At 48.1% G+C, this 22,411-nt stretch carries 20 protein-coding genes; 9 read left to right on the top strand and 11 right to left on the bottom strand.

All coding sequences use genetic code 11. From position 1 onward, the window contains the following. Window positions 1–69: 69 nt before the first annotated feature. Complete coding sequence (locus MTO69_RS04750; protein ID WP_248331585.1) at window positions 70–675, bottom strand: tRNA-uridine aminocarboxypropyltransferase; 606 nt, start codon at window positions 673–675, stop codon at window positions 70–72. 3 nt (window positions 676–678) lie between these two features. Between MTO69_RS04750 and rrtA the strand changes: the two genes are divergently transcribed. Then, window positions 679–1,239, top strand: a complete 561-nt coding sequence (gene rrtA / locus MTO69_RS04745) for a rhombosortase (RefSeq protein WP_248331583.1) — start codon at window positions 679–681, stop codon at window positions 1,237–1,239. Between the two features lie 105 nt (window positions 1,240–1,344). Next, window positions 1,345–2,763, top strand: a complete 1,419-nt coding sequence (locus tag MTO69_RS04740; RefSeq protein WP_248331581.1) for a DEAD/DEAH box helicase — start codon at window positions 1,345–1,347, stop codon at window positions 2,761–2,763. 55 nt (window positions 2,764–2,818) lie between these two features. Here MTO69_RS04740 and MTO69_RS04735 read toward each other — a convergent pair whose 3' ends face one another. Then, window positions 2,819–3,763, bottom strand: a complete 945-nt coding sequence (locus MTO69_RS04735) for an NAD(P)H-dependent oxidoreductase (protein ID WP_248331579.1) — start codon at window positions 3,761–3,763, stop codon at window positions 2,819–2,821. A 130-nt stretch (window positions 3,764–3,893) separates the two neighbouring features. On the opposite strand from MTO69_RS04735, the gene MTO69_RS04730 reads away from it, so the two are divergent. Next, on the top strand, window positions 3,894–4,790 hold the full coding sequence (locus tag MTO69_RS04730) for a LysR family transcriptional regulator (protein ID WP_248331577.1): 897 nt from the start codon (window positions 3,894–3,896) through the stop codon (window positions 4,788–4,790). A 51-nt stretch (window positions 4,791–4,841) separates the two neighbouring features. Here the strand turns inward: MTO69_RS04730 and sohB are convergent, their stop codons facing one another. Beyond that, window positions 4,842–5,903, bottom strand: coding sequence for a protease SohB (gene sohB, locus MTO69_RS04725; RefSeq protein WP_248331575.1), 1,062 nt, complete (start codon window positions 5,901–5,903; stop codon window positions 4,842–4,844). A gap of 88 nt (window positions 5,904–5,991) precedes the next feature. Here sohB and MTO69_RS04720 point away from each other — a divergent pair, with 88 nt between their 5' ends. From MTO69_RS04720 to MTO69_RS04705, 4 genes are all read left to right on the top strand, one after another. After that, a complete protein-coding gene (locus MTO69_RS04720) occupies window positions 5,992–6,735 on the top strand; it encodes a YciK family oxidoreductase (RefSeq protein WP_248331574.1) in 744 nt (247 codons plus the stop codon). 141 nt (window positions 6,736–6,876) lie between these two features. Further along, window positions 6,877–7,557, top strand: a complete 681-nt coding sequence (imuA, locus tag MTO69_RS04715; protein ID WP_248331572.1) for a translesion DNA synthesis-associated protein ImuA — start codon at window positions 6,877–6,879, stop codon at window positions 7,555–7,557. A 2-nt stretch (window positions 7,558–7,559) separates the two neighbouring features. Then, on the top strand, window positions 7,560–8,960 hold the full coding sequence (locus MTO69_RS04710) for a Y-family DNA polymerase (RefSeq protein WP_248331570.1): 1,401 nt from the start codon (window positions 7,560–7,562) through the stop codon (window positions 8,958–8,960). Between the two features lie 13 nt (window positions 8,961–8,973). Beyond that, complete coding sequence (locus MTO69_RS04705; RefSeq protein ID WP_248331568.1) at window positions 8,974–12,045, top strand: error-prone DNA polymerase; 3,072 nt, start codon at window positions 8,974–8,976, stop codon at window positions 12,043–12,045. Window positions 12,046–12,079: 34 nt separating this feature from the next. Here the strand turns inward: MTO69_RS04705 and MTO69_RS04700 are convergent, their stop codons facing one another. Continuing rightward, window positions 12,080–13,024, bottom strand: a complete 945-nt coding sequence (locus MTO69_RS04700) for a chemotaxis protein CheV (protein WP_248331566.1) — start codon at window positions 13,022–13,024, stop codon at window positions 12,080–12,082. 132 nt (window positions 13,025–13,156) lie between these two features. Then, complete coding sequence (mlc, locus tag MTO69_RS04695) at window positions 13,157–14,374, bottom strand: sugar metabolism global transcriptional regulator Mlc (protein WP_248331564.1); 1,218 nt, start codon at window positions 14,372–14,374, stop codon at window positions 13,157–13,159. Between the two features lie 332 nt (window positions 14,375–14,706). On the opposite strand from mlc, the gene pyk reads away from it, so the two are divergent. Beyond that, the gene (gene pyk, locus MTO69_RS04690; RefSeq protein WP_248331562.1) at window positions 14,707–16,149 is read left to right on the top strand and encodes a pyruvate kinase; all 1,443 of its coding nucleotides are present in this window, start codon (window positions 14,707–14,709) and stop codon (window positions 16,147–16,149) included. Window positions 16,150–16,230: 81 nt separating this feature from the next. On the opposite strand, the gene MTO69_RS04685 is transcribed toward pyk, so the two are convergent. Next, a complete protein-coding gene (locus MTO69_RS04685) occupies window positions 16,231–17,403 on the bottom strand; it encodes a patatin-like phospholipase family protein (RefSeq protein ID WP_248331560.1) in 1,173 nt (390 codons plus the stop codon). Window positions 17,404–17,411: 8 nt separating this feature from the next. Then, window positions 17,412–17,504 (bottom strand): YnhF family membrane protein, encoded by a 93-nt coding sequence (locus tag MTO69_RS04680; RefSeq protein WP_248331558.1) that lies wholly within the window; start codon window positions 17,502–17,504, stop codon window positions 17,412–17,414. Between the two features lie 131 nt (window positions 17,505–17,635). Here MTO69_RS04680 and MTO69_RS04675 point away from each other — a divergent pair, with 131 nt between their 5' ends. Further along, entirely contained in the window at window positions 17,636–18,229 is a 594-nt protein-coding gene (locus tag MTO69_RS04675; protein ID WP_248331556.1) for a porin family protein, read from the top strand. A gap of 27 nt (window positions 18,230–18,256) precedes the next feature. Here the strand turns inward: MTO69_RS04675 and MTO69_RS04670 are convergent, their stop codons facing one another. The 4 genes from MTO69_RS04670 to holB all read right to left on the bottom strand — a co-directional run bounded on the left by MTO69_RS04670 (window position 18,257) and on the right by holB (window position 22,408). Further along, complete coding sequence (locus tag MTO69_RS04670; protein ID WP_432715651.1) at window positions 18,257–18,628, bottom strand: hypothetical protein; 372 nt, start codon at window positions 18,626–18,628, stop codon at window positions 18,257–18,259. Between the two features lie 185 nt (window positions 18,629–18,813). Then, the gene (ptsG, locus tag MTO69_RS04665; RefSeq protein WP_248331552.1) at window positions 18,814–20,244 is read right to left on the bottom strand and encodes a PTS glucose transporter subunit IIBC; all 1,431 of its coding nucleotides are present in this window, start codon (window positions 20,242–20,244) and stop codon (window positions 18,814–18,816) included. Window positions 20,245–20,687: 443 nt separating this feature from the next. Further along, window positions 20,688–21,455, bottom strand: coding sequence for a TatD family hydrolase (locus MTO69_RS04660; protein WP_248331550.1), 768 nt, complete (start codon window positions 21,453–21,455; stop codon window positions 20,688–20,690). Beyond that, window positions 21,446–22,408: a DNA polymerase III subunit delta' gene (gene holB, locus MTO69_RS04655; RefSeq protein ID WP_248331548.1), complete on the bottom strand. Its 963-nt coding sequence runs from the start codon at window positions 22,406–22,408 to the stop codon at window positions 21,446–21,448. The genes MTO69_RS04660 and holB overlap by 10 nt, the downstream gene beginning before the upstream one ends. Window positions 22,409–22,411 lie beyond the last annotated feature (3 nt).

Genomic DNA, 22,411 nt, shown 5'->3' with positions numbered 1-22,411 from the left:
GCTAAACGATTGCGCAAAATTATACAGAGTCTAAGCCCACAGACAACCTAAAGTGTAGACGCTTTTTCTTCAGCCTTGATAGTTGTTTTCAAACACTCCGGGCGGCATTTGCTTGATCTGAAACTCGATCATCTGATTGAACGCCTCAAGCAATGGTGAGAAATCTCGGTTGGGCTCGAGTAAAGATAAGATGTGGTAGCCCGCTTCCACGGTCGCCAAGCTATTGTCACTGGGCGCTTTGCGAATGCGATAGTTGCCGCGCAAATCACTGGGCAAACGCACTAAGGGTAACGTGTGTAGATTGGTCGACAACTGCCACATCTTATACGCCTTCTTCCATGTTCCATCGAGCAGAATGACGCGTACTTTTTTGTCTTGGCTAGCGGAGATAACCTGCTGATGTGTCAGTGCCTCTTCTCCCGGATAGAGAATAAAGTGGCGATAGTTGTCGTTGCTCAGCATGCGATTGAGCTGCGAATGTTGACTAAAGTCCTCACCGACAAAACAACAGCTGTTGGCCAATGATAAAGTCAGAATACGCGCCGTCCCCATCGGGCGTTGGGTTTCGCTGTGATGTTGGAGGATGACCAGCTCAACATTCGATGTTAGGCTTTGAATCCACTCACAGATACACGCTTTGCGTGATTTTCCACATTGAGAACAGTATCGGGACATAATGTGCGTTTATTTGCTTTGTTAATCGCTATCAGCTTAGTTTGTATCGGGCTCCAATTCGAGCCACTGGCGTCACAAGTCAACTGGCATCGTTTGCTCATTATTGACGGCCAGTGGTGGCGAATCCTAACAGGAAATTTCACCCACACCAACTTTCCCCACTTGGCGATGAATCTCGCCGGGTTATGGGTGATCAGTTTTATTTTTAAGCCCAGTGCCACATCACTATTGTTGCTACTACTGATAGTGAGCCTGTGTGTCGGCGCCTTAAACTTCCTTTCCAGTATGACAAGCTACGTTGGCTTATCCGGCGCCCTGCATGGGCTATTTGCTTATTTAGCACTGCAAGAGACCTTACAAGGACGAAAAAGCAGCGCCTGGCTGGTGGCTGGGGTCATCGCTAAAGTGTCGTGGGAGCTAGCAATGGGCGCTTCGGCTTCCACCAGCCAACTGATCGCAGCCCCCGTTGCCATAGAGTCACATCTGTATGGCGCATTGAGTGGCTTAGTGATCGCTTTGGTCTGGCATCGATGGCAAACCAAGCTGCCCGTTTCTCAACTCTAGCGATAATTCAGTTGATGTTCGCAGCTAAAGGGCGCAGAATGGCGCCCTTTTCGTGTTCGAGCGATTTGTACACGATGTATCCGACTGACCATTTGAGAACATAATATGGGTTTTACCTCTTTAGGCCTTTCTGCACCAATTCTTAAAGCCATTGAAGAACAAGGCTATGACACTCCCTCTCCGATTCAGGAGCAAGCCATACCAGCGGTATTAGCTGGTAAAGATGTCATGGCGGCCGCGCAGACAGGTACAGGTAAAACTGCAGGATTTACCCTACCAATCCTTGAGCGATTGGATAACGGCCAACGCGTTCGTGGCAACCATGTCCGCGCGCTTATCTTAACGCCAACACGCGAGCTGGCGGCTCAAGTTCAAGAGAATGTGTTCAAGTACAGTCGTTACCAACGTCTGACCTCGCTGGTGGTATTTGGCGGCGTTAAAATTAACCCACAAATGCAAAAGTTGCGTAAAGGCTGCGATGTATTGGTGGCTACGCCAGGTCGTTTACTCGATCTCTATCAGCAAAATGCGGTGAAATTTGACCAGCTAGAAGTGTTGGTTCTTGATGAAGCCGATCGCATGCTGGATATGGGCTTCATTCGTGATATCCGCAAGATCCTCGAGTTATTGCCGAAGCAACGTCAGAACTTGCTGTTCTCTGCCACCTTCTCTGCTGAAATTCGCCACTTAGCCAAAGGCTTAGTGAACGATCCGGTAGAGGTGTCGGTAAACCCAGAAAACTCCACTGCCGTCACTATTGAACAGAGCATCTACCCAGCGGATAAGCGTAAAAAAGCACCAATGCTGGTCAAGCTCATACAAGATGGCGATTGGAAACAGGTACTGGTTTTTTGTCGAACCAAACATGGCGCCAACCGTCTCGCTCTGTTCCTCAATAAAGAAGGCATTACCGCCGCACCTATTCATGGTAACAAGAGCCAAGGCGCTCGAACTCGTGCTCTCGCCGATTTTAAATCCGGCGATGTGCGCGTGTTAGTCGCGACCGATATCGCCGCGCGTGGTATCGATATTCCACAGTTACCGCAAGTGGTCAATTTTGAGCTTCCGCACGTTGCAGAAGACTATGTACACCGTATTGGTCGTACTGGCCGTGCGGGTGAAGTGGGTAAAGCGTATTCTTTGGTTGAAGCCGATGAAGCGAGCGAGCTGTTTGGTATTGAGCGATTAATCCAAAAAGTTCTGCCTCGATTCGAGTTGGAAGGCTTTAAACCTGTCAATGCGCTACCAGAGTCGAAGCTAGATACCCGACCAATCAAGCCGAAAAAACCAAAGAAGCCTAAGAAGCCAAAAACCGATCATGCCGATGGACAGCGCTCCGGCGACAATGCGCGCGGTAACAAACCTGCAGGAAAGAATAAGCGTCACTTTGGTCACAACAAGTCAAAAGGTGACAACGCTCAGCGCGGAGAAGGTAAAGCCAAAGGTCGATCAGGCAATAGCACAAACAAGCCTCGCCGCCCATCAAATCGCAAGCCGACCAACGCGAAGCCAAAAGCACAGTAGAGCCTGACCGTAATATTAACAACCCCGCTAGCTCTAGCGGGGTTGTTATTGGTCATTATGACACCACAGGTTCCACTTTGTAGGTAACAATGCGTGGTTCGCCACTGGCTAAATCGACTTTCCATTCTTCATTCACCAGAACATTGATGTGCTCACCTTGAGTGGTTTCAGCAGTCAGCCTAACGCGAATCTCTGCATAGTATTCATCGGCTTTCGGGTTCACTACCACTTGCTCTAGTCGATGCGCGCTGTTCGGTTTGAACGTCTCTCTCAGCATCTTGTACCAATCGTTAAATCCAGCAATCCCGTTAAACTCACCTTCCGGTACCGTAATAACCACATCATTGCGCAACATCGGGTGGAAAGCACCGCAGTCTCCTTCAAGCTTGTCCATCTGCTCAAACCAAGTTTTAACCAAGGCGGTGATTTTCGCTTCTGGCGATTCCAACAGACGCGCCACCTGCTGCGAGATACGCTTTGCATGATCGCGAGCTTTCTCTTCGACCCCTTGTTGTGTGTTGTAAACACCGGGAATATAAACCATTCCATTGGTGTAAACGGGCTGGTGATAGTTCATACCCGCTAGATATGCCAGCTGCTGAAGCGGGTGCAGCATTTGCTCGACCGTAAAGTGGTTATAACCCAAAGGATTGTAAGATTCCGCCGGACCACCGATAGTCGTTGAGATGATAAAGTCTTTCCCCTTTAGCTTGTCACCCTCAGGGCCGTAAGCAAAGTTGAAGCTAAATACATCATCAATCCATTTTTTCAGCAGCGCGGGTACTGAATACCAGTAAAACGGAAACTGAAAGATCACCACTTGTGCTTCAAGTAGCGCTTTTTGTTCTACTTCGACATCGATTTGATAGTCGGGGTATAGCGTATCCAAGCGGCGAACATCCACGCTTTCAAGCTGCTGTTCAAGCTGATCTAAAATCACTTTATTGGTATAAGATGCCTCTAAATTTGGGTGACCAGAAATGACGACAATTTTGCTCATAATTCGCTCCTAAGAAGATTAAGCACTACTTGTATTGGATAAAGTCACTTTACTCCGACTTATTAATTGCTTGTAGAGTGGTAAATTTTATTTTTTAATTAGGCAAAACCTAACAATTGAGTTTAACCCTATGAAGGGCACTACCTATAACCAACTACAAGTGTTCCAAGCGATAGTGCTAGAGGGAAGTATTCGCGGTGCGGCGAGGAAATTAGAGATGGCGGCTCCGTCAGTTAGCCAGTCCTTGAAACTGCTCGAAGAGAATATTGGTCTCACCCTGTTCAATCGTACAACACGAAAAATAGAGCTCACTGATGCTGGGCGTCAGCTCCATGAACGAACTCAGGCCGCAATGGAGTCGCTCACCTACGCCGTTGAAAGTGTTCAGGAGCTTACCGAGGAGCCAAGTGGTCACCTCCGTATCACGGTGCCCAAATTCGTCTACAACACCTATCTGAAAGCCATATTTGCCGACTTTTGCCGTCAATATCCACAAATAGAATTGGAACTCTCCATCTCCGACGCGACACTCGACATTGTCAAAGAAGGTATTGATTTAGGCATTCGTTTTGGCAACATTCTCGAACAAGGTATGGTCGCCAAGAAACTCACTGAACCGATGAAAGAAGCGCTATTTGCTTCGCCTGACTACTTACAGAAATTCGGTACTCCGCAATCACTGCAAGACTTAAGCAGACATAAGCTGATCCAGTATCGGTTCATCACATCAAATAAGTATGCTCAACTTAACCTAACTGAGAATGGCCAACAAGTTCGTGTCGAAATCCCCTACGCTCTGGTCGTCAATGACACTGATTTGATGATTGATGCCGCCAAAGAAGGATTAGGTATTGGCAGACTGGTCGCTCCCGCGCTTAACACTGAGTTTAAAAGTGGACAGCTGTTACCCGTGCTTGAAGACAAGTGGACCACCTATCCCGGCCTATACCTCTACTTCACGCAAAATAGCCAAAGAGTGAAGCGGGTTCGTGTTTTCATTGATTACTTGACTGAACGGTTTACGTAGCACTCAATCTAAAAAAACGCTCATCAAAGGATGAGCGTTTTTTATTATTGATTAGACAATCGGCCGTTGGCCTCGATCAATCAACTTCATCAGCACATTATCGGCGGCTTCGCCCGCTAGGCCTGCCAGCTTTGATGTCAGTTTCTTCTTCTCAACATAGTGGATCGCCAGCACGGTTTTGTCTTTGCACGCTGCCACTACGATATCGTCTGAAGTTTTGATCTCGTCGACCAAACCTAGCTCGTGAGCGGTAGTACCAAACCAGTGCTCACCCGTGGCAACTTTATCAAGATCCAATGCTGGTCGACGCTCGCGGATAAAGTCTTTGAACAAGCCGTGCGTCTCTTCTAGTTCTTGCTTGAACTTTTCACGTGCTTTGTCGGTGTTTTCGCCAAACATAGTCAGAGTACGTTTGTACTCCCCTGCCGTGAGTTGCTCATATTCAATATCATACTTTTTCAGTACCTTATTAAAGTTAGGCAGTTGGGCAATCACACCAATTGAGCCGACAATCGCGAACGGCGCCGAGACAATTTTGTCGGCAATGCAGGCCATCATATAGCCACCGCTGGCCGCTACTTTATCGACGGCAATCGTCAAGGTCAGGCCTGCGGCTTTAATACGGTCGAGTTGCGACGATGCCAAGCCATAACCGTGTACCATGCCGCCGCCAGACTCCAAGCGCAGTAGCACTTCGTCCCCTTCTCGGGCAACCGCAAGAATCGCGGTCACTTCTTCGCGTAGCGACGCGACTTCTTTCGCATCAATGCTACCCTTAAAGTCGAGCACAAAAAGGTGCGGCTCGCGTTTGCTTTCTAAATCGCCCTGTTTCGCCGCTTGCTTAATCTCTTTTTCGCGAGTTTTGTTTTTCTCTTTTTCGAGTTTTTTCTCAGCTTTGTCGCGCGCTTTCATAAACGCACTGTCGTGCAGGTGGTGTTCTAGCTGCTCTACTGTCTGCTTGTGTTGTTCAGTCAGGTTGGTGATTTCTAGTTCACCTTTCGCCGCACCACTCTTGCTGCCTACTGCTTTCGCTATCACTAAAATCGCGATAATCGCGACTACGACAGTCACAATCTTGGCTAAAAACAGCCCATAGTCTAATAAAAATTCCAATGTGATTATCCTCTCATGTGCGAATTAGTGTATTGTAACCACCAACTTATGGATTCATAAAGCAGATCATTACAAAAGGATACACATCGTGGAATATGCTGTTTCTTCAGATGCCCTAAAAGGTAAAGTCATTCTCGTCACAGGTGCAGGAGCAGGCATCGGCAAGCAGGCGGCGCTCTCTTACGCCGAGCATGGTGCGACGGTCATTCTCCTTGGCCGCACAGTGAAAAAACTGGAACAGACTTATGATGAAATTGAAGCGGCGGGTTACCCGCAACCTGCGATCATTCCGCTCGATATGAAAGGCGCCACTAAACAAAATTACCTTGATATGGCTGATACTATTGAAGGCCAATTTGGTCGTTTAGACGGCGTGCTACACAATGCGAGCTTACTCGGTGTGATCAGCCCATTTGATCAAATCGGTGAAGATACTTACGACGATATTATGCAGGTAAACGTTAAAGCGCAGTTTCTGATGACTCAAGCACTGCTACCGTTATTGCATAAGTCGGACGATGCTCGAATCATCTTTACCTCGTCGACTGTCGGTCATAGTGGTCGTGCTTTTTGGGGCACCTACGCGATGTCTAAATTTGCCACTGAGGGGATGATGCAAGTCCTGGCAGATGAGCTCAGCGACACCACGATTCGCGTGAATGCGATTAACCCAGGCGCCACTCGTACCGCAATGCGTGCTAAAGCGTATCCTGCCGAAGATACTGATTTACTTAAAACGCCACAGCAAATCATGCCACTGTATCTCTACTTGATGGCACCGGAAGGTAAAGCGGTTAATGGTCAGTGTATTGATGCACAACCGAAAAAATAGTCGCTAACGCTTTTTTAGAAATAACAGCGCCTTGTGTTGGCTTTTGCTCAACACAAGGCGTTTTTGTATCCGCTCGATCCTTTCTTCTCTTGCTGATCATAGATAATTAATTATACTGTACATATATACAGGTGTTTTGTTATGTATGAATTAATAGAAAATCTTAAGCAAAAACAATGGCTTTGGTCTGGAAATCAGGCACCTAAGCAACAGGATTATCACCCTACTGGTTACGATCTTCTCGATCAAAAACTATCGGGTGGTTTTCCCACTCATGGTGTGGTGGAACTGCAAGGTGCAACAGGTATTGGTGAACTGCGCTTACTGCTGCCGCATCTAAAAAACACCAGTCAACGGCGTTTATCGGTCTTTATTCAACCGCCTGGTCATCTCTGTGCTGAACAATTCATCAATGAAGGATTGGATTGCAACCAACTACTGATTATCTATCCGAAAAGCGATAAAGAAGCACTATGGGCAGCAGAACAATGTTTACGCTCGGGAGCATGTAGCAACGTACTGCTGTGGCATCCCGAACTTGAAGTGCACCAAGCTCGACGACTACAAGTCGCCAGCGAACATGGTCACTGCTTACATTTCTTATTCAAAACCGCAAACAAAAGCCTATTTTCGCTGCCTGTTAGCTTAAGTATGACCTTGCTACCGCACGCGTTAGGCATTGAAGTGACCATTACCAAACGTAAAGGGGGTTGGCCACAAGGCAGCTTCGTGCTCGACTGGCGCTCACAATGGCCAAGTTTGACCTTAAGACCACAAGAAGACCCTGTTGTCATCCCCTTTCCTCTGCGTCAACAAGGTTAGTTATGCACAGTTGGATCTATCTGCACTTTGCCACCTTGCAGCTCGACGCCCTTTTTACCGATCAGCACCACTTACCGATCGCGATTGTCGACAACCACAGGTTTACCATTGTGCAATGTAATCCATCAGCACAGCAGCAAGGCATCCAAGTCGGCATGGGGTTAGGCAGCGCCAGTGCACTGTGTCATAACTTACAGGTTCACCCCTATGATGCCGAGGCAGAGCAGCAAACGTTGCTCAATATCGCTCAGTGGTTATACATGGTCACCTCTGATATCAGCTTATTCCCTCCTCAGGGGGTACTGCTTAAGGTGACCAATATGCTATCGCTCTACGGCGGTCTGCTTCCCTATTGGCAAAAGGTGTCGTCCCATCTTCAGTCTCTTGGGCTCAACTACCATTATGCCAGCGGCTTCTCTCCACTTTCGGCGATGCTGCTGGCTAAGTCAGCAACCGACCAGATCACGCTAGATAAAGAGCAAATCATGAAGCAGCTCGGCGGCTTCCCACTCCAAGCGACCGAATTGAATCACAAGTTGATCGATAAACTGCAGCGGGTTGGAATCCAAACATTAAGCGATCTTTTAGCGATGCCGATGCCAGAACTTGCACGCCGTTTTGATATTGAACTGGTTAACTATGCTGGGCGGTTAATGGGTCAATTTAAACATCCCATCGACTTCTACCACCCACCCGAACGCTTTGAGCGCTACCGAGAGTTGCTGTTTGATATCGAAAATATTCAATGGCTTCAAAAACCACTGGGGACTTTATTAAATCAATTGGAGGTGTTTCTTACCCTGCGTAATCAAGTGGCCTACGAGCTGGAATTGATACTGGAGCAGCGCGATCATCCCAAGGCCTCTTTGCGTTTCTACTCCGCCAGTGGCGACTACCTAGCAACGCGCTGGATGACTTTGTGTCAGTTAACGATGGAATCGCTGCAACTTGATGCGCCGGTTCAAGGGTTAACGCTGCGTTTAATACGCAGTGGTGAGCTCGAGTCGACCAGTGCCGATTTATTTAATCGCCAGCAAGGGGCACAAAGTGAGCTTGAGCTGATAGGCTTACTGCAAGCCAAACTGGGTAAAGAGCAAGTGTGTAAAGTGGCTTCCCATTCTGATCCGCGACCAGAAAGAGCCACTTTGCTATCCGACCCCACTCAACGCATATCTGCCCCTTCAGCCACAAAGCGGCTACGGCCTAATTTTCTCCTCACCGAGCCACAGCCGTTGACCGAACAGGTCAAATTAATTCTAGGGCCAGAGCGAATTGTCAGCGGGTGGTGGGATGGTGACGATATCACCCGCGATTACTTCATTGCACGCAGCGAGCATGGGCGCTGGTTATGGGTATTTCGCAACCAAAACCAGCATTGGTTTGTGCACGGCTTGTTCAGTTAATAAGGAGAGATGGATGGCTTACGCAGAACTGTTCTGCCAGAGTAATTTTTCATTTTTGACTGGCGCTTCGCATGCTCAAGAGCTGATCTTACAGGCCGACTTTTTGCGTTATCAGGCACTGGCAATCACCGATGAATGCTCCGTTGCAGGTGTGGTCCGAGCCTACAGCACCATCAAACAGCACCAACTTAATATCGAACTGATCATCGGCAGCATGTTTTGGCTTAACCAAGAGTGCCAAGTGGTACTGCTGTGTCCGAATCGCGCTGCTTATGCCGAGCTGTGTCGCATTATTACCAATGCGCGCCGTCGTTGTGATAAAGGCGATTACCAGTTGTCTGAGTGGGATTTAATGTCGATTAAACATTGCTTGCTGCTCTGGTTGCCCAACCATAGTGGCAGTGATAAGCAGTGGGGACAATGGCTAGCGCAGCATCACAACTATCGTTTATGGCTGGGATTACAGCGTCATTTGGCGGCTGATGACCACGCCTATATCACTCATTGCCAAGGTTTAGCTCGCGAGTTGGATCTACCCATTACTGCCTGTGGTGGCGTCTTAATGCACACCGCCACTCGTCTGCCTCTTCAACACACCTTAAGCGCCATCAAGCATGGTTGTACGGTTGATGCACTCGCTGATAAAAGGCTGACCAATGGCGAACGCTGCCTGCGTAGCCAAGAGAAACTGGCCAAGCTGTTCAAGCCTGAATGGCTGCAAGAGAGCGTGAACATCGCCAAACGCTGTCGATTTGATTTGAGTGAGCTGCGATATGAGTACCCAAGTGAGCTTGTGCCTGACGGTCATACCCCGATCAGTTACCTCAAAGCGCTGGTAGAACATGGCAAACGAACTCGGTTTAAACAAGGTGTACCTGAAGAGATTCAAGCCACCATAGATAAAGAGCTGGCGTTAATTGAAGAGCTCAATTACCCATTTTATTTTTTAACTATTCACGACATAGTGATGTTTGCTAAACAGCAAGGTATTCTCTATCAGGGCCGAGGCTCCGCCGCCAACTCTGTGGTGTGCTACTGCCTAGAAATTACTTCTGTTGACCCTAGGCAAATTTCAGTGCTGTTTGAGCGCTTTATTAGCAAAGAGCGGGATGAGCCGCCCGATATTGATGTCGACTTTGAACATGAGCGCCGAGAAGAGGTCATTCAATATATCTACCAAAAATATGGCCGTGAGAGAGCAGCGCTGGCCGCCACCGTCATTTCGTATCGTTTTAAAAGCGCAGTACGCGATGTTGGTAAGGCCCTCGGCATAGAAGAGAGTCAACTCGACTATTTTATTAAAAACGTTAACCGTCGAGATCGCACCCAAGGTTGGCAGTCGCAAATCGTGCAACTTGGCCTTGAGCCAAATTCACTGAAAGGCGAGCAATTTATACATTTAGTCGATGAGCTGATCGGCTTCCCTCGTCACCTATCTCAGCATGTCGGGGGCTTTGTCATTGCCGCAGGGCCACTCTATGAGCTGGTGCCAATCGAGAACGCAGCGATGGCTGAGCGAACTGTGATCCAATGGGACAAAGATGACTTAGAGTCGCTCAAACTACTCAAAGTCGATGTGTTAGCGCTGGGTATGCTCACGGCGATTCGCAAATGCTTCGACTTAATCGAGCAGCACCACCAGCGCACACTCACTATTGCCGACATTACGCGTCTACAAGATGATCCGCGGGTTTATCGCATGATTCAACAGGCCGATACCGTGGGTGTGTTTCAGATTGAGTCGCGCGCTCAGATGAGCATGCTACCGAGACTCAAGCCCAAAACCTACTATGACTTAGTAGTGCAAATTGCCATTGTTCGCCCAGGTCCGATTCAAGGGGATATGGTCCACCCTTATCTCAAACGGCGTAACGGTGAGGAAGAGGTCGATTACCCTTCAGAAGAAGTGAAAGGTGTGTTGGCGCGCACCCTAGGCGTTCCGATTTTTCAAGAGCAAGTGATCAAAATCGCGATGGTCGCTGCTGGCTTTAGCGGCGGTGAAGCCGATCAATTGCGCCGAGCAATGGCCGCATGGAAAAAGAACGGCGATCTGGTTAAGTTCAAAACCAAACTCATCGACGGTATGCTCAGTCGCGGCTATCAGTTGGACTTTGCCGAACGTATTTTTGAGCAAATTCTCGGTTTTGGTGAGTATGGGTTTCCCGAAAGTCATTCGGCCTCCTTTGCAGTGCTTGCCTATTGCTCAGCGTGGTTGAAGTTTTACTATCCGCATATCTTCTATACCTCGCTACTGAATAGCCTGCCGATGGGGTTTTACAGTGCATCACAATTAATTCAGGATGCTCAGCGCCATAAGGTCTCTATCCTACCTATTTGCGTCAACGCGTCAGATTACCATCATCACGTGGTGATTGAACAAGGTCGATGGGCGATTCGACTTGGCCTTCGGCAAGTAAAAGGGTTAAGCGAGCAAAGCGCGCAGCAACTGTTACGAGCCCGTCAAGGAGGGCCGTTTCAACATATCAATCAACTCAAGCACTGCGGCTTAACACGCCGAGATATTGAACTGTTGGCTTCGGCGAATGCTATGCATAGCTTTAGCGACAATCGTTACCAAACTCGCTGGGCGATGATGGACTCCCTCTCAGACTTGCCACTCTTTCAACAACTCGAAGAGAGACCACAACCACCGCTACGCCCACCAAGCGAAAGCCAGACCCTACTCGAAGACTACGCGTCAACCGGTCTTTCACTGGCAAAACATCCCATCACACTACTCGATGAAGCAGGTGAGTTAGGTCGATTTACCCGTTTGCGAGATTTAGCCAAACTTGGTGATAAAGCGCTGGTGACAGTAACAGGCGTTGTCACAGGCAAACAATCACCGGGAACTGCAGCCGGAGTGACCTTTTTTACTCTCGAAGATGATACTGGCAACATTAACGTTGTGGTTTGGAAAGCGACAGCGCGCGCGCAAAAAGAGGCGTATCTCACTGCCAAGATCTTGCAAGTCAAAGGGATATTAGAAAAAGAAGGCGAGGTACAGCACGTGATTGCCGGAAGACTTATCGACATCAGCGATAAGCTGCACGGACTGACAAGCAAGTCGAGAGATTTCCATTAACGAAAAAGAGAGCCGAGGCTCTCTTTAGGGTCGGTTAACTTAACACGTCTCTTAACCTATCTTGTGCCACCTCGACTAACAAATCTGGTTGAAACTTGGAAATAAATCGGTCACAACCAACTTTTTTTACCATGGCTTCGTTAAAACTGCCACTGAGCGAGGTATTGAGGGTCACAAACAGATCTTTCATCCTCGGATCACTGCGCACTTCATGGGTCAGCTTATAGCCGTCCATTTCCGGCATTTCAGCATCAGTAATCATCAGTAACAGATCTTCCACCACATTTTTGCCTTCGTCACACCACGACTTAAGTAACTTGAGTGCCTCAAGACCATCTTCACATTCAATGATATTCAACCCAAGCTGGGAGAGCGTACCGCGTACTTGCGCACGCGCGGTCGACGAGTCATCGACAATCAGAACATTGCGACCAACCATTTCATTCACCAGGTTCTGATCAAGTACCCCTTCAGAAATGGAGATGTCGTAGTCGATAATTTGTGCCAGCACTTTTTCAACGTCGATAATTTCGACAATCTCTTTTTGCTTACCGTCTTTAATTTGTGTGATCGCAGTGAGGTAGTTAGAGCGTCCGGCCGTTTTAGGCGGCGGCTGGATTTCTGTCCATGCAGTATTCACGATGTTACGCACTTGTCCCACCAAGAAGCCCTGTATAGTCCGGTTATACTCAGTGATGATGAGATTCTCTTCTTGATTTTCAAGCCGTGATGGAGGAAAGCCAATCGCTGCTCTTAAGTCGATCACTGGGACAGACACACCGCGTAATGAGGCGACACCGGTGATGTGGTGATGCGAACCCGGCATTTTGGTCAGCGGTGGGACTTTAATCACTTCACGCACTTTAAACACGTTAATCGCGAATAGTTGCCTGCTGTTTAGACTGAATAACAACAACTCTAGGCGGTTTTCGCCCACAAGGTTTGTTCGTTGGTCGACGGTATTTAAAACTCCAGACATACTATTTCTCAACCGGTGTAGATATAACAAAAATAGTCTATTGCGAGACTAAGATAAAAAATAAACCCATATATCAAGTAAGATTATATGGGTTTATTACAAAGATAAAGGAGAGCTACTACTCAGAAAACATTATCCTTCGATAACCTTCATCAGCAACAGGCCATCATACAGAGCTTGCTTAATCAAGGCTGCACCTGGCATTGTCGCCTGTTTGTAGAAACGAGATTCAACCAGATCTAAATCTTGGTGATACACAGGTAAGCTCTGTTCTTCGATACAAGTTTGAATCGCAGGATATAAGACCTCTTTGGCCTGATTGATCACCCCGCCGATGAGCACTTTCTCTGGGTTGAACAGATTGATTACGATGGCGATGGCTGAGCCTAAGTAGCGACCGAGCTTTTCTATCACATCCACAGCAAGCGGATCACCGTTGGCGGCGGCTTCACAGATATCTTCAACCGATACCTCTTCGATTGCGGCCAGAGAAGACTCCTCACCTTGTGCAATACGTTCACTGACTTCATTGCGGATCGCTTGTGAGCTGGCCACCGTTTCTAGGCAGCCTCGATTACCACAGTGACAACGTTTTCCGTTCGGATCGATTTGGATATGGCCCAATTCGCCAATGTTCCCGTGTCGCCCTTGCAACACACGGCCATCAAGCACAATGCCTGCTCCCAAACCGTGGTGAATCGAGATCAGAACAGAGTTTTCGTTCTCTTGTGAGTGACCAAACAGTTTTTCAGCCAATGCCCAAGCACGGGTGTCATTGGCGATGAAAACAGGCAAGCCTGTGGCTTTGTAAATTTCAGGTCCGAGGGGTAAATTCTCGACATTGTAGTGCGGCATTTGCAGCACCACCCCTTGCTCAGAATTGACGAGGCCAGGCAAGGTAATCGCGATACTGGTGACACGATCAAGTTGATCAGAGTAAGTTTGAAAAAACTCGTCAATTTCATGCAGCAAACGCGCAAGTACGTCGTCTTGGTCCACTTCATGAATGTCGATTTTGGTATCGATCAGTACATCACCACCGAGCTCATGCAGTGCGATGGTCAGGTAGCCGCGCCCAAGGCGCATGGAAAGAAACTGCCAACCTTCGTTATTGACCTGCAATCCAACCGCAGGTCGGCCACGACTGGTCGCCTCTTGCACTGTCGTTTCATGAATCAGATGCGCCTCAATAAGCTCACGAGTAATTTTAGTGATACTCGCAGGCGCAAGCTCACTCTGCTTCGAGAGATCTATTCGAGAAATAGGACCTTTTTGATCAATGAGTTTATATACACGGCCAGCATTGACCTGCTTGATGTGATCAATATGGCCAGGTTGAGCCATGTACATAGAGTGCTCCGAATATCAACAACATGGTAATTTTTTTACTTTGCGAAGTAATTGTGAAGAGCTTTGATGAATCGCCGTGACAAGTGTCACGTATAAACATGTTTGTTTGTGTTCCGAATCAAATAGCGGACTCTTAATCACAAATCACATAGTATTTTTTTGCGTAAATAATTATGTCCCAAATCACGCTTCGCCAGACCGTCTAACTAATTTAAAAGCGAGCGGCTGACACGGGTATATACTTAATCTAACCGACCGATTGCACTCGCTGGACAATTCAGTGTACCTCGACCGTCACTGATACGGCATAGATTCATATCAAGGAGAACCGAATGACTGCCATTCAACGAAGAACAAAAATTGTTTCAACACTTGGACCTTCAACCGACAAACCCGGTGTACTTGAATCTATTCTCGAAGCTGGCGTAAACGTGGTACGAATGAACTTTTCTCACGGTACCGCCGACGATCATCGCCAGCGCGCCACCCGCGTACGCAATATTGCCGCTAAGCTCGGTACCCATGTGGCGATTTTGGGCGATCTGCAAGGGCCTAAAATTCGCGTATCGACCTTTAAAGAAGGTAAAGTACAGCTCAATATCGGCGATGTGTTTACCTTAGATAGTGCTCTGCCTGCTGGACACGGGGATAAAGATGCCGTCGGGCTTGACTATAAAGCCCTGCCCGACGATGTTTCAACCGGCGATGTTTTGCTGCTCGATGATGGGCGGGTCCAACTTCAAGTGATTGGTGTCAACGGCACTCAAGTAAGAACAAAAGTGATCATCGGTGGCGTGCTATCGAACAATAAAGGCATCAATAAAAAAGGGGGCGGTCTTTCCGCAGCGGCGTTGACCGAAAAAGATAAGCTCGACATCAACCTTGCCGCCGAAATCAAGGTCGACTACTTGGCGGTCTCTTTCCCACGTAATGGCGAGGACATGAAATACGCGCGTCGCCTCGCCACCGATGCAGGCTTGCAAGCTCGGCTGGTGGCCAAGGTAGAACGTGCTGAAACCGTCGCCACTCCCGAAAACATCGATGATATCATTCTTGCTTCCGATGCTGTCATGGTGGCCCGCGGCGATCTTGGGGTCGAAATCGGCGACCCTGAGTTGATTGGTGTACAGAAACAGCTGATACGCCGTGCCCGTTCGCTCAACCGCACTGTGATCACCGCGACTCAAATGATGGAGTCGATGATGGAAAACCCGATGCCCACCCGTGCTGAGGTGATGGATGTGGCAAATGCAGTTCTCGATGGCACCGACGCAGTGATGCTGTCAGGAGAAACCGCCGCCGGTAAATACCCGCTCGAAACCGTTCGTTCAATGGCAGAGGTATGTCTAGGGGCGGAAAAAATGGCAGCGATAAATCGCTCTGGTTATCGAATGGATTCGGTGTTTGAAAGTGGCGAGGAAACCATTGCAATGTCGACGATGTTTGCCGCCAATCACATGCGTGGCGTAAAAGGTATAGTGACTCTCACTGAGTCGGGACGTACCGCGTTGATGATGTCACGTCTTAGCTCAGGATTACCTATTTTTGCTCTGTCGCGTAACGAAAGCACTCTTAATCTTTCCGCGCTGTACCGCGGCGTGTTTCCGGTCTTTTTCCACGACAAATCGGATACGGGGCTCGCGACAGCGCAAGCGGCGGTTGCCACGCTTAAACAGCGAGGCCTTCTTGATGATGGAGACTTAGTGATCATTACCCAAGGCGATGTGATGGATGTGGTGGGTTCAACCAACTGTATGCGTATATTGGCCGCCTAAACACAGCCTTCACTAGGTCAAAAGGGAGCGGTCGCTCCCTTTTTTACTGGCTGATATCAACCTAAATAAGTATCTGTTCACCTAGGTATCCAGATTGGTGTAACAATCGTTTGTCATCGACACCGGTGGCGACGCACACTGCGAGAACACTTCGACAAAGCGATACCCAGCGTCTAAGCCCAACTGATAGTCGTGAAGTAAATCGGCCGTATCACTCATGAGCGAGCTCGATTTAAGTGCCTGTTCAGGACGAATCTGAATAATGTAGCAATCATCTGGCGGGGAGTTGAGAAAGTCTTGGGTCAAGGAATAGGTTTGATAATGCACCATCAGCATATCGGCTAAAGTCGAGTCAAATTTGTCACCAAGCAAATGACTAAGACGGTAGATCTCGTCAGCACCGAAAAGCCAACGCCCCCCGTTGAGTGACTCTGCTTTTCCGTCTTGATTTTTCTGTTGAATAGCCCGTTGCATCTGATAGTTAAAAAACGCGCCCCAGTCCTGCTTCCATTGGCCAATTTTTTCTTGCCACTGCTCCTGAATTACATTGAATGAATCTCTAAGCCAGGTCACTGGAGGCTCTTGATTAACCTCGACGGTTCCTGTTGCCAAATCATGCCCTTCGGTACGGATGACAACAATACAGCGCGCTTCACGTCGCCACGCTTCTTGTACCGGGATAGAAGCAGAGACACCACCATCAACATACTCGCCATGCGAAAAGCGTACAGGCTCGGCATACAAGCGGGGGATGGCACAGGTCGCCACCAACACTTGTTTCCAATCTTGGCCTAACATCGGCAAATAGTGATCGTGCAGCCGGGTGGTATCAGTAACCGCAGCAAAAGCCTGACGTCCGGCTAACATCTTTCTGCCCATATCAATATCAAGGCGATATGGGTAGTCGCTGATCTTATCCAGAGCCCAATCTAAGCCGAGGAACTGCTTACGTCTGATATAACGGAAAAGCTGAAAGAACTCGGGGTCAGTCGTCAAATCGAGAATAAAGGATCGGCCGATACCCCGTTGACGACACAAAAAGGCGCATAAGTTGAGTGCACCAGCTGAGGTGCCGTAGAAAGAGTGAAAAGGGTCGAAATTAGAGAGAAGAAATGCATCGAGTACGCCTGCGGTAAAAATCCCCCGCTGGCCACCACCTTGAGCGACCAGGGCATTTTTTCCGCCAGTGTACTTTTTAAGACGTTCAGTATCGAGATGTACAGCAGCGTTGCTAATAACACCGCAGTTCTTCATGCCAGTCCCTAGGCCGCAGTGACCGCGGTGATCGCGAATCCAAGCAGTACGGCAAAGGCGGTCGCAGTAATAACCAGAGCGAGCTTAAGATCGTTATTCATAAATGATCTCCTTAATGTGTAACAAAGTAATAACATCAGCGTGAAGCTTCTTCAAGATATAGCCTTTTTTCGTGCGAAATTATGGCGTTAGCATCACAATTAGTCATATACGCACAGCTGGAGTACACAAAATGAAGAGGATAACTCTATTATCACTGGCGATCACATTGCCTACTATTCACCCAGCAGCCGGCACCGAGCTTTATCTGACACCTTGGTTCGGTTACAGCGTTGGCGGAAGTGTCGAGGACCAAAACCAAAATGAGTTTGACTTAAAAGGCTCACAAACCTTTGCCGTTTCGATCGAGAGTCAATTTGACACTGGACGAGTGGGTCTGTTTTACGCCGGACTAAGTACCGACATTGAACAGCTAAATTCGGGTGTTAAGCTGCATTACCTGCACTTTCAAAGCAGTGTTTACTATCCAGTGCAAGACACGTTCTCTTCTTACTTGGGGATTGGAGTTGGCGGCTCATACATCGATGCCAACTGGGTAGGCAATGAGCTCGGATTTTCGGCCAGTGTTTTTGGTGGCTTCGAGTATCAAATCAACGATGCGCTCGCCGTCAACTCGCAACTGCGCTGGTTAGGTACCGTGGTGGATAACGATACCAGTGGTGTCTGCAACTTACCGACCAACGGCCAAGACTCGTGCATTGTGAAATTTAAAACCGATTGGATGAACCAGTTTTCTGCCAATATTGGCCTAACCCTGCGTTTTTGACGATTCTCAGCGACAAATCGAGGGGGTTTAGAAGCTGTATGTCATCCCTAAGGCACCACCGATTTGCAGCTCAGGTCCGCGGTACAAGTTTAGCTCAGGGTGCAGTTGTCCATACATGCTCCAGCCTTTACTAATATCCATGGTCAAACCTAACGGTACACGTGCGCCGAAGTCGTTCCCATCCCATTCACTCCAAGCACCCGCACCGACATACCAACTCACGGGAATTTCACTGTCAAACTGACCACGAGTAATGATGTAATCAAACGCGCCGCCATCATTACCGATTGTGAAACGGTATTGATGGTCAAGCTCGGCCACAACGCTTAACCCCTGATCAAGCGCCATACCCAAAGCGATCGGAGTCGCTTGCTGAGCCAACGCTGCGCCACTGACCATAAAGCCTAAAATGACACTTGTCTGTTTAATCATGATAATTATCCCTACAGATGTGAAAACAGGGACAAATTATCCAAACGTTGCAATCAACGATGTCATGACTAAGTCAGAGCCCAGAAAAACCAACATCAACAGAACGCAAAAAGGAGGCCGAAGCCTCCTTAGATATAATGGATAAGTGAGAATTAACCGTGGTTACGGATCCACTCGTCCATTTCAGTTTTTAGGTTGTCAGACTTAGTACCGAAAATGGCTTGCACACCACCCGCTACTACGACAACACCAGCCGCACCAAGTTGTTTCAGTTTAGCTTGGTCAACTTGAGCTGTGTCTGCAACGGCTACACGTAGACGTGTGATACATGCATCTAGACCAGTGATGTTGGCTTTACCACCAAACGCTGCCACTAGCTCGCCTGCCATGTCTGAACCAGAAGCTGCCGCAGCTTCTTCAGTTTCGTCTTCGCGACCCGGTGTTTTTAGATCCATCGCTTTGATCACTGCGCGGAATACTACGTAGTAAACCACAGCGTAAACAAGGCCAAGACCTACCATCAACAGCATGTTCTGCGCGTTACCTGAAAGAACAGTGAAGTCGATTAGGCCGTGCGAGAATGAAGTACCGTGTACAATTCCTAGCGTATTAGTTAGGAAGAACGCAGAGCCCGCTAGTAGAGCGTGGATAGCGTAAAGCACAGGAGCAACGAATAGGAATGAGAATTCGATTGGCTCAGTGATACCCGTTAGGAACGAAGTCAATGCCGCTGATGCCATGATACCCATTACTTTCGCACGGTTTTCTGGCTTAGCAGAGTGAGCGATAGCGATAGCCGCAGCAGGTAGACCGAACATCTTGAACATGTAACCACCAGCAAGTTGACCGAAGCCGTTACCCGCAGCGCGAGATGCTTCGTCAGCAGATAGGTAACAAGTCAATACGCCGTTTAGCGCGTCGCCATTTGCGTTCACACATGAACCCGCTTCGAAGAAGAAAGGTACGTTCCAGATATGGTGAAGACCGAATGGGATTAGAGAACGCTCAACGATACCGTAGATACCAAATGCCACTGTTGGGTTTTGGTCTGCAGCCCAGTGAGAGAAGCCACTGATCGCTGCGCCGATTGGCGGCCAAACGATAGAAAGAACGATACCAAGGCCGATCGCCGCGAAACCAGTGATGATTGGCACAGCACGCTTACCAGCGAAGAAACCAAGGTACTCTGGAAGTTGGATTTTGAAGAAACGGTTGAATGCCCATGCAGCAAGACCACCGACCAAGATACCACCTAGGACACCTGTGTCGATTTTTTCAACGCCCATAACACCTGCCATAACGCTAAGCGTTGCAGCCATGATGCCGTAACCGACGATAGCAGCAAGACCCGCTACACCATCGTTGTTAGTAAAGCCAAGTGCTACACCTACAGCAAATAGCAGTGCCATTTGACCGAATACTGAACCACCGGCTTGTTCCATTAGGTTAGAAACGATATCTGGAATGAAACCGAGGTCGGCAGCACCGACACCTAGTAGGATACCCGCAACAGGAAGTACTGATACTGGAAGCATCAGAGACTTACCTACCTTTTGCAGGCTTGCAAAAAGGTTCTTAAACATGTTTATGCTCCTGATAAGTTATAAGAATTATTGGGTTCTAACGGCACACCCCCGTAGCCTTTAATGTTAGCACCCAAAGAAAATGTAACCACGTATGACAGTATATTTTCTGCTTCTAAATATATATTGCGTGTCATCAAACTTTCTAGCCAGTTACGAAATTTAGTTTCAAACTAATATATAGATCACAATCCAGTTTCAGTTTTGAAATGCATTTCACGCCCTTAATCTATTGATTTAATTGAAAATAATATTATCGACTATTAATTTTGATGGGTGAATAAAATAGATCGGATTGTTATTTTATGTAACAAATTTACAGACAGCCAAATTTCGCTCTCAACTTCAACAATTTTGGTAAACACCTACTGATTTTTGATCTAATGCGATTTTTTGCACAAAAAAAAGGAGCAAGCGCTCCTTTTTTATCCAAATTTCATTTTTTATCTCAAAAAAAGATTTCTGAAGTTTTCGCTGGTTTTCTGCCCAACCTCGTGTAGGGGACACCCTTTAAGCTGCGCGATATATGCTGCAACCTCAACCACATAAGCAGGTTGATTCTGCTTGCCACGATGTGGCACCGGAGCCAGGTAAGGTGAATCGGTTTCAATCAACAAGCGTTCTAGCGGCAGCGCCTTCACTACCTGCTTCAGCTCTGTGGCTTGCCTAAAGGTCACTATCCCGGAGATAGAAATATAGAACCCCAGCTCCATCGCGGCTTCGGCAAACGCCAAATCTTCGGTGAAACAGTGAATCACCCCTCCACAGCGTTGTGCTTGGCCATTGCGCAAAATGTCGAGCGTATCTTCGCGAGCATTGCGAGTATGGATAATGAGCGGCTTGTTGAGTTTAACCGCAAGATCAACCTGCTGCTCGAAACGCAGTCTTTGTAACTCTGCGGTTTCAGGCTGGTAGTGATAGTCAAGCCCTGTTTCTCCGATCGCGACCACACGTGGGTGTGATGCGTATTCGTTGAGCGTATCTAAGGCAAAGTCGCTATCGACATCAAGTGGGTGAACACCACATGACGCATAGACATTATCGTAAGGTTCGATCATCTCCAGCATGTTGGGAAAAGAATCTAGCGTCACCCCAACCGAGAGCAGTTCCGTCACGTTTGCCGCTTTGGCTTTGGCTATGACGTCTTGGATGCCGTTGTGAAGTTCTTGATAATCCAGTTTGTCTAGATGGCAATGAGAGTCTACGAACATGTTTCCTCGTGAAATTTAAATAACCAATCTAAGATTAGCAGCTCCGCATTCAACCCCGTATGCAGACGAAGCTGCTCAAGTAAGGCAAGCAGTGCTTGTGATTGAGAGTATAGACGCTGATAGTCGAGCAAGTGGCAAAGCGATTGTGCTCCGGGAGTAAAAAAGGGCATCACTATACCGTAATGTACTTTCTGGGCATCGGTGAGCAAATACCACAACCACTGGAGGTGTGTAATAGGCTCTACTGAAAGCTCTTTCGCCAGTTTAAGCGCATCGCCACGCTGCTGACACCACTCAAGTAGCTGGGCCTCTAGTTTTAGATAGCCACTCATTTGATCTTGCTCAATAAAGGCGAGCGTCGATAACGGGGCGTTGGCATTAATATGCGCGGCATAAGCAGGGACCGCGCCGGCCAACTGCTCGCTAAGCCAACTGGCGACTGATTCTGACTCAGGTGCCGTTAAATGCCATTGCTGACAACGGCTGGTAATAGTAGGCAACAACCCATTGGCGCGGTGACTGACGAGCAAAAACAGGCAGTTGGCAGCAGGCTCTTCAAGTGTTTTTAATAACGCATTGGCCGCGGATTCGTTCATTGCTTCCGCAGGTTCAATCACAAACAGTCTCAACCCAGAAAGCTGTGACGATTCCTGAGCCAAGCGATTACATTGGCGAATCTGGTCAACGGTAATCGCCTTGCCCTCTTTCTCAGGCTTAACAAGATGAAAGTCGGGGTGGCTCGCAGAATTCATCAACTGACATCCATGACAAAAGCCACACGCCTCCGCTGGGTAGTTTTGACACATCACGGCACGACTAAAATGCTCCACCAACTGTTCTGAACCCATTCCAGGCTCGGCAATCAGCAAAGAAGCATTGGCAAAGCGTTCAGCCTCAAGACTAGATTGCCACTCTCGCCATAATGGTTTAAGCCAAGGATACAACTCACTCATCGT

The sequence above is a fragment of the Vibrio sinaloensis genome (assembly GCF_023195835.1).
Classification (GTDB): domain Bacteria; phylum Pseudomonadota; class Gammaproteobacteria; order Enterobacterales; family Vibrionaceae; genus Vibrio; species Vibrio sinaloensis_C.
This window is presented reverse-complemented; position numbering and strand designations above follow the sequence as displayed.